The organism is Belliella kenyensis (assembly GCF_022549675.1).
Lineage (GTDB): Bacteria > Bacteroidota > Bacteroidia > Cytophagales > Cyclobacteriaceae > Belliella > Belliella kenyensis.
Genome location: NZ_JAKZGR010000004.1, coordinates 61709 through 74736, shown reverse-complemented (window position 1 = coordinate 74736; position 13028 = coordinate 61709). Strand labels below are relative to the sequence as shown.

Here is a 13028-nt window from a genome sequence, read left to right as displayed (position 1 = left end):
ATATCTCTACCCATAGGATGAAAATTTATATAAAATACCCAACCAAGGTGATGAATTCTATACTTAAAGCCCTTCAAATGATTCTCTAAGGTATCTGGCTGTATGATTCCCCTGTAAGCCTACCATATCTTCGGGAGTGCCTTCATAGGTCAAATGTCCACCTTTTTCTCCTCCTTCTGGACCTAGGTCTATCACCCAGTCGGCTGATTTGATCACTTCAGTATTGTGCTCTATGACTATCACGGAGTGACCTTGATCGATGAGTGCATTGATAGCATGGAGGAGTTTTTTGATGTCATGAAAGTGAAGACCAGTCGTAGGCTCATCAAAGATAAATAAGATATGATCTCCAGTCTTTGTTCCTCCCTTACCCAAAAATGAAGCTAACTTCACCCTTTGTGCTTCACCCCCCGAAAGTGTATTGGAAGATTGTCCCATACCAATATAGCCTAATCCAACTTCTTGCAGAGGTAGCAGCTTGTTCACTATTTGATTTTTTCCTTCAAAAAAGTCAATAGCTTCGTCTATGGTCATATCCAAGACATCAGAGATATCTTTGTCTTTATATTTTGCATCGAGAATTTCAGCTTTGAACCTTTTTCCCTTACAAGACTCACAGGTCAAGTGAATATCAGCCATGAACTGCATCTCAACGGTCACTGTACCTTCTCCTTGACAAGCCTCGCATCGCCCACCATCTACATTGAATGAGAAAAATGCTGGCTTATATCCTCTTTGCTTGGAGGTGGGGAGGTCGGCGTAGAGTGCTCGGATGGCATCATAGGCTTTCACATAGGTCACAGGATTAGATCTTGAGGATTTCCCTATAGGGTTCTGATCGACAAATTCAATCTGAGTAATATCACGGTAGTCCCCTTCAATCTTTTCAAATTTCCCTGACTCGTCTATCACTGTCCCCATCATCTTACCTAGTGCGGGATACAGCACTTTTTTGATCAGTGTGGATTTTCCTGAACCACTTACCCCTGTGACTACTGTCAGTGTTTTCAAAGGAAATTTTACCGTCAAGTTCTTCAGGTTATTCTCTCTTGCACCTTTTACAATGATGCTATCTTTCCATTTTCTATTCTTTTCTTTGATGTTGATTTTTTCTTCTCCCTTCAAATACTTAGCCGTGTAAGTAGAAGAAGATTTCACCAATTCATCAAGATTGCCTTGAAACATCAACTCTCCACCTTTGACACCTGCATCAGGGCCGATATCTATGATTTCATCAGCAGCTTTCATGATTTTCTCCTCATGCTCCACGACTATCACCGTATTGCCAAGGTCTCTAAGACTTTTCAGTACTTCAATCAGCCTATCTGTATCGCGTGGGTGAAGCCCAATGCTAGGCTCATCAAGGATATACATAGATCCCACAAGCGCCGATCCTAAGGATGTCGCAAGCTTGATTCGCTGGTACTCACCACCAGAAAGGGTCGATGTCAACCTGTTCAAGGTCAGGTAGCCGAGCCCCACCTTGTTTATGTATTCTAGTCTATTTAAGATCTCCTTGAGCAATCTTGAAGCTACCTTTTGATCTTGAGCTGATAGTTCTAAAGTTTGGAAAAAATGCAAAGCATTCTCAATTGGCATCAAAACCACATCTGTGATAGAGTGATTTGCGATCTTGACATAAGACGCATCTTTTCTCAGTCTAGTCCCTCTACAATCAGGGCAGGTCGTCCTTCCTCTGAACCTGGAGAGCATTACCCTATATTGTATCTTGTGAGTCTTACTTTCCAAGTCTTGGAAAAAATCATTGAGCCCTTTGAAGTAGGAATTACCCGTCCAAATCAACTCTTGCTCAGCAGGAGTTAAGTCTTCATAAGCCCTGTGAATGGGAAAATCAAAATATATACCCTTCTTGACCAAAGGCTCTAGCCACTTACCTGTAGACTCTCCCCTCCAAGGTGCTATGGCGCCTTCATATACGGACATGGTCTTGTCTGGAATAATTAAGTCTGGATCTAATCCCAACACAGAACCAAATCCTTCACAGGTTTTGCATGCGCCATAAGGATTGTTGAAAGAAAAAAAGTTTACAGATGGTATCTCAAAATTAATTCCATCAAGCTCAAACTTATCAGAAAATGTACGTTTAGTTTTCTCTGGGATCAGAATAGTACATTCCCCATGTCCCTCATAGAAAGCTGTTTGTATAGAATCTGCAATCCTAAAGTGATTATCTTCATCCTCTTTTTGAACAGTCGCTCTATCGATGAGGATTTCATATGTGCCTTTTGGTAATTTTTTTTCAGCAATAAGATCTTCTACAAAATAGGCTTCTCCATTGATCAACACTCTTGTAAATCCTTTTTGTAAAAGTAGTTCTAGCTCTTGAGCTTTGCTTCGGTCTTGAAGCACTTGGAGAGGGCATGAAATCATCACCCTATCACCCTCTTCAAATGAGTGTACAAAATCTACTACATCAGTCACAGTATGATGCTTCACTTCTTCCCCGCTGATAGGCGAATAGGTTCTACCAATCCTACTGAATAGCAATTTCAAATAATCATAAATCTCAGTAGTCGTCCCTACAGTAGATCTTGGGTTTTTGGTGCTTACTTTTTGTTGTATAGCTATCGCAGGTGACACACCTTTGATATACTCTACATCAGGTTTTTCCATTCTGCCTAAAAATTGCCTTGCATAGGAGCTAAGACTTTCGACATACATGCGCTGTCCTTCTGCAAACAACGTATCAAAAGCCAAAGAGGATTTTCCAGATCCTGACAAGCCGGTCACTACCACGAGCTTGTTTCGGGGTATGGCTACACTCAAGGCTTTGAGGTTATTTACCCGAGCATTTTTGATGATTATATATTCCTTAGGATCAAGTTGGTCAAGAGTGTCTGACCCAATAGGTGTGCTTACATTCATAAGGTGCAAAGTTACCCAATCAACAGCTGAAATGGTAATTTGTTGAAAAATAAATGGTCATACGCTTTAAATCTTGGTAGCTATGAACAATAGTTGGGTTCAGGTGTGAAGTTTTAAAATCCCATCAAGAAATTGACTAGGTTCAAGAATTTTCTTAATAGAATATTATGGATATGCGGAACTTTGCCAATAACATTTCAAAATTCCGATTTATCTAACTTCCGATATAAATTGATATTGGATACTTATGGATATTGACCATTAACAACCTGTTGAGCCAATGAATTGAAGTTGCTAGCAAAAAAGCAAATAATCAGATACAAAATTGTTTGCTTTGTAATATCATGCAAATCCGTTTTTTCCCCGAAGAAATATTTTTTTTGAAATAATAGATTTCTTCGAGAATAGTTTTTACTAATAACTTGTCCGCTTTGGCGGATCCAGTAATAATTAATATCTGGATTTTGAAACCCCCAAATATAACTTGGTTACTGGTATCTTTGCGGATATACATTTAGATTTGATACGTCAACCAATTAATAAAATGAAAGTAGAGAAAAATAAAGTAGTCTCCGTAAGCTACGAATTGCATGTAGATGATGGTGAGCAAGGAAAGACTTTTTTTGAAAAAGTAGGAAAAGACCATCCTCACCATTTCCTATTTGGTGCTGGCAATACTATACCAGCTTTGGAGAAATCCCTGGAGGGCAAGTCTATAGGTGATACATTTGAAGTTTTTATTGATTTTGAAAATGCCTATGGAGATTATGATGAGAGCAAAAAGGCTATCATACCTAAGGCGAATTTTAAAGAAAATGGTAAAAAGAATCCTGAAATCCTCAAAGTCGGTAGGGTAATTCCCATGCAGGATGATCAAGGGAATCAACTTAGAGGAGAAATCATCAAGATTGATTATAAGGGTGTCCACATGGACTTCAACTCACCTTTGGCTGGTTATGATTTGTATTTCAAAGGAGAAATCATAAATATTAGAGAAGCAGAACAGGAGGAGATCGAACATGGGCATGTACATGGACCAGGAGGTCATCAGCATTGATTCAGCATCGTATAAGCCATTTCAAAAATATTGTAACAAACCTTATTCATTTATTTCAAGATTTGTAAATCCTAATTCCCTACAAATCGAATTATGAATAGGCCTTTTGAAGAAATAATCATACCTCTTGAAGGAATCGCAAGTGACCACTGTGCCTTGATCATAGATAAGGCAATTGGAAAGATAAATGGTGTTTTTGCACACCGAGTGGAAAGTAACAACCAGCGCGCCGTAATCCAAGTCTCCGATCAGGAATCACTATCCAATGTGATCGATACTGTGAGAGACTTGGGCTATGGCGTTCCTACTGAAAAGAGAACGTATCCCGTTCTTGAAATGTCTTGTGCTGCTTGTGCAGGAAGTGTAGAAAGCACCCTCAAAGCTACCTTGGGCGTGATTGACGCTAGGGTCAATTATGCCAATGAAAAGGTAAGCCTAGAATTTATACCCGGAATCAAGTTCAGCCAAATCCTCAAAGCAAAGGTTCAAGCAGCTGGCTATGATCTTCTTATAGACGATAGCACCACTAGCAGCCAAACGGTCGAAAATATCCAGCAAATAAAACTTAAAAAGCTAAAGATCAAGACTGCCTGGGCTTTGATATTGTCATTGCCAGTCGTTGTGATAGGCATGTTTTTTATGAACATGTCCTATGCCAATGAACTCATGTGGCTGTTCAGTACTCCTGTTGTTCTTTGGTTAGGGAGGGATTTCTTCATTCACGCTTGGAAGCAAGCTAGACTCAAGTCTACCAATATGGACACCTTAGTCGCATTGAGTACAGGTACTGCATATTCCTTTAGTGTTTTCAATACGATCTTTCCACAATTTTGGGAAAGCAAGGGACTTCATGCGCATGTTTATTTTGAAGCTGCTGCCGTAATTGTCGCATTTATACTTTTGGGGAAGCTTTTGGAAGAAAAAGCAAAAAGCAATACTTCGAATGCTATCAAAAAATTGATAGGACTTCAACCCAAAACTGTCACTGTCATTGATGAGAACAAAAAACAAATAAGTGTTCCGATAGCCTCATTAAAAATAGGGGATACTATCTTAGTCAAACCAGGAGATAAAATTGCTGTAGACGGGTCAGTTCTCAGTGGAGCCTCTTATGTAGATGAGAGTATGCTCACAGGTGAGCCACTGGCTGTACAGAAGAAGGTACATGACAAAGTCTATGCAGGCACCATCAATCAAAAAGGCAGCTTCGAATTCATTGCTGAAAAAGTGGCAGGTGACACCCTACTCGCACAGATTATCAAAATGGTGCAAGATGCGCAGGGAAGCAAGGCACCTGTTCAAAAATTAGTAGACAAAATTGCTAGTATTTTTGTCCCCACTGTTATAGTAATCTCCGTGGTTTCTTTCCTTATCTGGAACCTGTTTGGCGGAGAAAATGCGTTTACTCAAGGACTTATGGCCATGGTCACAGTTTTGGTGATCGCATGCCCATGTGCTCTTGGACTTGCTACTCCCACTGCAATTATGGTAGGTGTAGGAAGGGGTGCTATAAAAGGAATCCTAATCAAAGACGCAGAAAGTCTAGAACTTGCGAAAAAAGTAAACACCATTGTACTAGACAAAACAGGTACAATCACAGAAGGAAAACCAAAAGTGGTGAATGAGTGGTGGATAGAACCTAGCCAAGAGGCAAAGCAAATTCTTTATAGTATTGAAAATCTATCAGAACACCCACTTGCTGAGGCAATTGTAACACATTTGTCTCAAGAAAAAACTGTAAAGGTTACACATTTTGAGAGTATCACAGGGCAAGGTGCAAGAGCAGAATTCAATGCTCAGAAGTACCACATTGGAAATCTCCAGCTTTTAGAGGATTTGGATATAGTGATTGATCAAGCGACTTTATCCAAAGCTGATAAATGGAGCCAAGAATCCAAAACTGTAGTTTGGTTTGCTGATAGGTTTAGGGTCCTTGCTATATTGGCAATTTCAGATCAAATCAAATCCAGCTCAATTTCTGCCATCAAACAGCTTCAGCAAGAAGGCATAGACATACATATGCTCACAGGAGATCAAGAAAGTACTGCAAGAGCAGTAGCCAAAGAAGTAGGAATTACCTTTTACAAGGCTGGTGTATTGCCAGACCAAAAGGCGCATTATATAAAACAACTCCAATCCAAGGGAAAGATCGTAGGTATGGTAGGGGACGGAATCAATGACAGCTCAGCACTTGCCCTAGCAGATGTGAGTATCGCAATGGGTCGGGGTAGTGATATAGCTATAGATGTCGCTAAGATGACCATCATTTCTTCGTCCCTTTCAAAAATCCCAGAGGCTATACGACTATCTAAAGATACTGTACATACGATCAGGCAAAACTTATTTTGGGCATTTGTCTACAACGCAATTGGTATCCCAATAGCTGCTGGTGTTCTATATCCAATCAATGGATTCTTGCTTGACCCTATGATTGCTGGAGGAGCGATGGCTTTGAGTAGTGTAAGTGTTGTTAGCAATAGTTTAAGGCTGAAGTACAGGGTTTAACCGCCCTTTTTCTTCCACTTACCTTGGGTTTTTAGCTGATTACGATTTCTTTTGGCTTTAGAGTTTTTATTCCCCCTTTTTTCTTTGATTTTGTTTGGGTTCACACTTGGTCTAGCTTTTTTCTCATGAAACCCACCTTTGAAATCTGGATTGTCTTTGCGCTTCTGATTGTCAATCTCTCTCTCATAGCCTTGTTTTTCGATGAATGGCGTATTGGTCACACTAACTTCATCAGGAATAGACTTCTCCTCTACTGTCATTCTTATGATTTCTTCGATCTTTTCAAAATGCCATATTTCTGCTGGATTGACAAAAGTGATGGCGTGCCCCTCATTTTCAGCCCTTCCTGTTCTACCTATTCTGTGTACATAGTCCTCATAGATAAGTGGCACATCAAAGTTAATCACATGGCTGACCATGGATATATCAAGTCCTCTTGCCGCTACATCTGTGGCCACTAGGATTCTAACATTCCCTGATTTGAAATCCTCCATGGAATTGATCCTAGTATTCTGCCCCTTGTTGGCATGAATGACACGAATTTCGCCCAGCTGCTTACGCTCTAGGTAGTTGAACACTGACTCGGCATTTTTCCTAGATTTGGTAAATACGATTACCCGTTTCACTGCCTCGTCGATCAAGATATGCTCCAGAAGATTTATTTTGGTTTTGATATTTGGTACCATAAACTTCGTCTGCTTGATCGTCTCAGCTGTAGTAGCTTGTGCAGAGATTTCGATCTTTTCGGGGAATTCCAAAAACTCAGTAGAAAGATTTTCAACTCTACTACTAAATGTAGCAGAAAAAAGTAGGTTTTGTCTTTTGGTAGGAATCACTTCGAGAATTGCCCGAATCTGTGGCATAAATCCCATATCTAGCATCTTATCTGCTTCATCCATCACCAAAGTTTTCAGTTCTCTAACATGAATCTCGCCCTTACGATAGATGTCCATAAACCTTCCAGGTGTAGATATGATGATATCAACTCCTGCTTGTATTTTCTCAATCTGTGTTTTTGGTCCAATACCACCATATAAACAGACATAGCGAAGATCAGTGTACTTGCCTAGCTGCATGACGGCTTCCTCGATCTGCATACACAGCTCCCGAGTCGGTGCCAAAATCAAAGCTCTAGGATGTTGACCTTGTGCATACTTCACCTTGTAAAGTAATGGGAGCACGTAGGCAGCGGTTTTGCCAGTGCCTGTCTGAGCTATTCCCAATACATCATGTCCAGCAAGTGCTAATGGAACGGCTTTTGCTTGGATAGGTGTAGGTATACTATACCCAGCTTCGGCTACAGCTTCCAGCAGCTGCTTATTCAGTTTAAAATTTTCAAAAGATAGGTTGCTATCAGACATGATTGTTTATTTTTACAGAATGAGGGGAAAAAAATGTAGGTACATACTACTTGAGCTTTTTTATTAAGTAGCATATCTAATATTTATTTCCCAACTATGAAGAAGTATGATTCGCTTAACTTTCACTCTTAAACCATAAGGATACATGAAAAGCATATTGATCACCGGTGCAAATATAGTAAATGAAGGCAAGATTACCCCGATGGATATTTTGATCCAAGATGGATTGATCTATAACGTAGGTAGTGATCTTTCAGAATTTGATGCCGATATCAAAATTGATGGCAAAGGAAAGCATATTTTTCCTGGCATTATAGATGACCAAGTACATTTTAGAGAACCTGGACTCACCCACAAAGCGGATATCTATACAGAAAGCAGAGCCGCAGTGGCAGGTGGAATCACCTCCTACATGGAAATGCCAAATACTGTACCGCAATCGACCACACTTGAATTACTCGAAGAAAAATACAAAATCGCCTCAGAGAAGTCTCTTGCAAATTATTCTTTTTACTTTGGAGCTACCAATGACAATATTGAAGAAATACTTAAAGTCGATCCTGCAAATGTCTGCGGGATCAAAGTGTTTCAAGGGTCTTCTACAGGGGACATGCTAGTGGACAATCAAGAGAGTTTAGAAAGAATTTTTGCTGAATGTAAGCTTCTCATCGCTACTCACAGCGAAAATGACAACATCATTAAAGAAAATCTTGAGAAGTACAAAATGGAGTTTGGTGAAGATATCCCGACTAGCTATCATCCAAAAATCAGGTCTGAGGAAGCTTGTTATGATGCTTCAAAAAGAGTTGTCGACTTGGCGAGAAAATATGGGACCAAACTGCATGTGCTTCATATCAGTACAGGCAAAGAGGTAGAATTGTTTGATGAAACATTACCGCTTGAAGAAAAGAGAATCACGGCAGAAGCATGTATTCATCACTTATGGTTTTCGGATGAAGATTATGAAGAAAAGGGGAATTTTATCAAATGGAATCCAGCAGTCAAAACCGTTGAGGATCGAGATAGGATACTACAAGGTGTGATCAAAGGGAATATTGATGTGATTGCTACAGACCATGCTCCCCATACTTTGGATGAAAAGAAAGAGAAATACCTTAAAGCCCCATCGGGTGGCCCTCTAGTACAGCATAGCCTTGTAGCAATGCTTGACTTATACCACGATGGAAAAATCAGACTTGACCAAATTGCAGAAAAAATGTGTCATAATGTAGCCATTCTCTTTGAAATAGAGCAAAGAGGTTATATCAGGCCTGGCTATCATGCAGATTTGGTGATTGTAGACCTGAATGATCCATGGACAGTGAGTAATGAAAATATTTTATCCAAGTGCGGATGGTCACCATTCGAAGGGCATACATTCAAGTCAAAAGTAACGCATACGATCGTTTCTGGACACTTAGCGTTCGACAATGGAGAATTCAATGAAGAACGAAAAGGTAAAAGATTAACATTTTCTCGAAAAAATATTGACTAGCCTATTGTTTTGAAAAAAACGGAATATTACCTTTGCAGTCCAATCAAGCAGATGGCTTGGTTCTAAAGCTAAAATGGTGGTTGTAGCTCAGCTGGTTAGAGCGCTGGTTTGTGGCACCAGAGGTCGCCGGTTCGAACCCGGTCTTCCACCCAATAAACCCCTCTTTTAGAGGGGTTTTCTTTTTTCAGCATAAAAACTGGAACTTGAATGGCATAAAATTTGTCAAACTCCAAGCATCATTTAAAATTAAAGTTATTCGGCAATGTTTACATTATTCAAAGCTTCGCCAAAATTCCCTAAAATACAACCAGTGAATGTCAAATTCATTCAGAGGTATTTTGAAAAGTTTGAAGAGTCACTTCGGAACTTTGAGGAAGTTCAAAAAGAAGGCATCGGCACCTAATTAGTGAAGATAATATAAAGGTTATGGAAACATAGCCTTTATTTTTTACTTATTTATTTTTCTTTCCGTTTGGAAAAGTTATTTTTATGCAAATCTCCAAACTTTTAACCAAATGAGTTACATACATTTTGACAAGTCACAATTAGTTAATTTAAATTACTCTCTTGATAGAGAAATCATCAGGACAAATAGAGGAGGATCTTACACAAGTACGACCATCATTGGCTGTAATACCAGAAAGTATCATGGACTTTTAGTTTCTCCACAGCCTGAAATAGACAGTCAACTACACGTGCTTTTGTCATCTGTACATGAGACGGTCATACAAAGAGGTGCTAGCTTTAATCTTGGCATTAGCAAATACCCTGGTAATTATTCCCCTAGAGGGCATAAATACCTTGAGGACTTCGACACTGAGCCGATACCGAAGCTTACATACAGAGTAGGAGGGGTTGTGTTACAAAAGGAACTCATACTTGATACCAATAGAGATCGGGTGATGATCAAGTACACTTTACTTGAGGCTCATTCTCCAACAAAAATTAAAATCAGTCCATTTCTTGCTTTTCGAGGCTATCACGACCTTTCAAAAGCAAATGATAGGATAAACAAGAATTTCACAAAAGCTCCCAATGGAGCTGTTTTTCAGCTTTACCCCGAATACACTCCATTGTATCTTCAATTGTCAAAAAAGAATACTTTTCATGCAGATCCTAATTGGTATTACAACATAGAATACATTCAGGAGCGAGAGCGTGGTTATGATTATCAAGAAGACCTTTTTGTGCCAGGATATTTTGAGTTTGACATTGAAAAGGGAGAGTCTGTAATTTTTTCAGCGGGCCTGACGGAAGCAGATCCATCGACTAGACAAAGAGCTTTTGAGAAAGAATTAGCTAGAAGAATTCCAAGAAGCAATTTTGAAAATTGTCTTTTGAACTCAGCAGGTCAATTTATCCAAAAAAGAGATGGTAAAACACATGTGATCGCTGGATATCCATGGTTTGGATGGTGGGGAAGGGATACTTTCATTGCGAGCCCAGGTCTGACTTTACCTCAAGGAGATTATGATACTTTCCTGGAAATTATGGACACTATGGCCTCCGACTTACATGGGCCGCTTTTTCCAAACGTTGGAAGTGGGGTAATGCGAAATATGAACTCCATAGATGCACCGCTTTGGTTCTTTTGGTCGCTACAGCAGTACATCAAGTTCTCAGGAAATATCAAGACAGTCAAGAAGAAATACCTTCCAAAGTTAGAAGCAATCATCAGTGGTTTCAAGCAAGGCACTGATAACAACATACACATGCAAGACAATGGTCTTATCTATGGGGGTGTAGAAGGTGTCGCCCTCACATGGATGGATGCGGTAAACTCCGATGGCCCAGTCACTCCTAGGATTGGTTGTGCCGTAGAAATCAATGCACTTTGGTATAATGCCCTTTCCTTTTATTTTGAGCTTACTGGAGATGAGGAGGTGAAGCACTTAGCAGAGAAAGTCAAAGATGCATTTAATCAGACTTTCTGGGACAAAAAGAAAGGGTATTTAGCAGATGTGGTACAAGGAGATTACAAAGATTGGTCAATAAGGCCCAATATGCTTTTTGCAGTTTCTCTTCCTTATTCCCCATTGGAAGAAAGTCAAATGGATAGTATTTTGGAGATTATAAAATCAAAACTACTTACTCCGAGAGGGTTGAGGACACTGTCTCCTGAAGATCCAGGATACAAAGGATATTATTTTGGGGATCAATATGTAAGGGATAGGGCTTATCATAATGGTACCGTATGGCCTTGGCTGCTCGGTAGCTTTGCAGAAGGTTATTTGAAGCTTCATGGCAAGTCAGGGAAGCATTTTATAGAAAAAATCATTAAAGAGTTTGATTCAGTGATGACTCAGTATGGCGTCGGAACAGTGGCCGAAATTTATGATGGAGATCCTCCTCACAGACCAAAAGGCTCTATCTCTCAAGCATGGAGTGTGGGTGAATTATTAAGGATGATGTATTTAGTCAAGCAAGTTTAAATTAATTTTTATGAAAGTTTTAATGTTTGGGTGGGAGTTTCCACCTCATATTTCCGGAGGATTAGGCACAGCTTGCTATGGCTTGGTAAAAGGCCTGGTACACCACAAGCAGGATATCATTTTTGTCGTCCCAAAATTGTGGGGAGATGAAGAACCTCTTGCAGACTTTGTCAATGCCAGTGATGTAACTGTCGACTACAGAGAGCGGAAATTTAAGCAAATATGGAAAAGCCTGACCTACTTAGAGGTAAGTAGTTTTTTGGTGCCGTACCTCAGCCCAGAAGAGTTTAAGAAATACACTGACTACGCAATTCACGATAGAGTTGATGTAGATGAAAGTATTTTCAGCAACAAATTTGAATTTAGCGGCAAATATGGGAAAGACTTGCTACAAGAAGTGTCCCGTTATGCTTTAGTTGCGGCACAGATAGCCAAATCAAAAGAACATGATGTCATACATGCTCATGATTGGTTGGCTTATCCTGCTGGTATTGCTGCAAAACAAATCAGTGGTAAGCCCCTCGTAGCTCATATTCATGCCACTGAATTTGACAGGTCTGGAGAATCAGCTGGTGGTCCAGTATATGAGATAGAATATGCAGGTCTACATGCAGCTGATCATGTGGTAGCTGTAAGTCACCTTACCAGAAATATAGTCATCAATAAATATGGTGTACATCCAGATAAGGTTAGCGTACTTCACAATGCTGTCTTGGATGCAAGTATCATAGAAAGTAAGGTGAAGAAAAAAGTACCAGAAAAAATTGTCACATTCTTGGGTAGAATTACCTTTCAAAAAGGCCCTGAATACTTTGTAGAGGCAGCAAAAAAGGTTCTCGAAAGGGATCCAAATGTAAGATTTGTCATGGCAGGAAGTGGTGATCTGCTCAATAAAATGATCCAGCGAGTCGCAGAGTTGAAAATGGGTACCAAATTCCACTTTACTGGATTTCTCAAAGGTCAAGATGTAGACGATATGTATGCTATGTCAGATGTGTACGTAATGCCTTCTGTATCTGAGCCATTTGGGATTGCCCCACTAGAAGCTGTCAGACACAATACACCTGTGATTATCTCCAAGCAATCGGGAGTAGCTGAGGTTTTACAAAATGCCATTAAGATTGATTTTTGGGATGTAGATGCCATGGCTGATGCCATATTCGCCTTATTACATTATCAGAGTATCTCCAAGATGTTCAAAGAACTGGGGAGTGAGGAACTGAAGAACCTCAAATGGGAGCATGTTGCTGCCAAGCTTGTAACTGTTTATGATAAAATAACTAAAGAATAAT

The 13028-nt window shown here is 39.8% G+C and carries 8 protein-coding genes and 1 tRNA gene; 7 read left to right on the top strand and 2 right to left on the bottom strand.

Features of this window, described 5'->3' with window-relative positions; translation table 11 throughout:
* Positions 1 to 63: 63 nt before the first annotated feature.
* Positions 64 to 2886 (bottom strand): excinuclease ABC subunit UvrA, encoded by a 2823-nt coding sequence (uvrA, locus tag MM214_RS05300; protein ID WP_241292849.1) that lies wholly within the window; start codon positions 2884 to 2886, stop codon positions 64 to 66.
* 544 nt (positions 2887 to 3430) lie between these two features.
* On the opposite strand from uvrA, the gene MM214_RS05295 reads away from it, so the two are divergent.
* Both MM214_RS05295 and MM214_RS05290 read left to right on the top strand, forming a co-directional pair.
* Entirely contained in the window at positions 3431 to 3943 is a 513-nt protein-coding gene (locus MM214_RS05295; protein WP_241292847.1) for an FKBP-type peptidyl-prolyl cis-trans isomerase, read from the top strand.
* Positions 3944 to 4036: 93 nt separating this feature from the next.
* On the top strand, positions 4037 to 6448 hold the full coding sequence (locus MM214_RS05290; protein WP_241292845.1) for a heavy metal translocating P-type ATPase: 2412 nt from the start codon (positions 4037 to 4039) through the stop codon (positions 6446 to 6448).
* On the opposite strand, the gene MM214_RS05285 is transcribed toward MM214_RS05290, so the two are convergent.
* Entirely contained in the window at positions 6445 to 7809 is a 1365-nt protein-coding gene (locus MM214_RS05285; RefSeq protein ID WP_241292843.1) for a DEAD/DEAH box helicase, read from the bottom strand. The genes MM214_RS05290 and MM214_RS05285 overlap by 4 nt on opposite strands.
* 145 nt (positions 7810 to 7954) lie before the next feature.
* On the opposite strand from MM214_RS05285, the gene MM214_RS05280 reads away from it, so the two are divergent.
* The 5 genes from MM214_RS05280 (at position 7955) to MM214_RS05260 (ending at position 13027) form a co-directional block, all read left to right on the top strand.
* The gene (locus tag MM214_RS05280) at positions 7955 to 9304 is read left to right on the top strand and encodes a dihydroorotase (protein ID WP_241292841.1); all 1350 of its coding nucleotides are present in this window, start codon (positions 7955 to 7957) and stop codon (positions 9302 to 9304) included.
* Positions 9305 to 9379: 75 nt separating this feature from the next.
* A tRNA-His gene (locus MM214_RS05275) sits at positions 9380 to 9455 on the top strand.
* 111 nt (positions 9456 to 9566) lie between these two features.
* On the top strand, positions 9567 to 9707 hold the full coding sequence (locus MM214_RS05270; protein ID WP_241292839.1) for a hypothetical protein: 141 nt from the start codon (positions 9567 to 9569) through the stop codon (positions 9705 to 9707).
* A gap of 112 nt (positions 9708 to 9819) precedes the next feature.
* Positions 9820 to 11736, top strand: coding sequence for an amylo-alpha-1,6-glucosidase (locus tag MM214_RS05265; protein ID WP_241292837.1), 1917 nt, complete (start codon positions 9820 to 9822; stop codon positions 11734 to 11736).
* A 10-nt stretch (positions 11737 to 11746) separates the two neighbouring features.
* Positions 11747 to 13027 (top strand): glycosyltransferase family 4 protein, encoded by a 1281-nt coding sequence (locus MM214_RS05260; RefSeq protein ID WP_241292835.1) that lies wholly within the window; start codon positions 11747 to 11749, stop codon positions 13025 to 13027.
* The last annotated feature ends 1 nt before the right edge of the window (position 13028 follow it).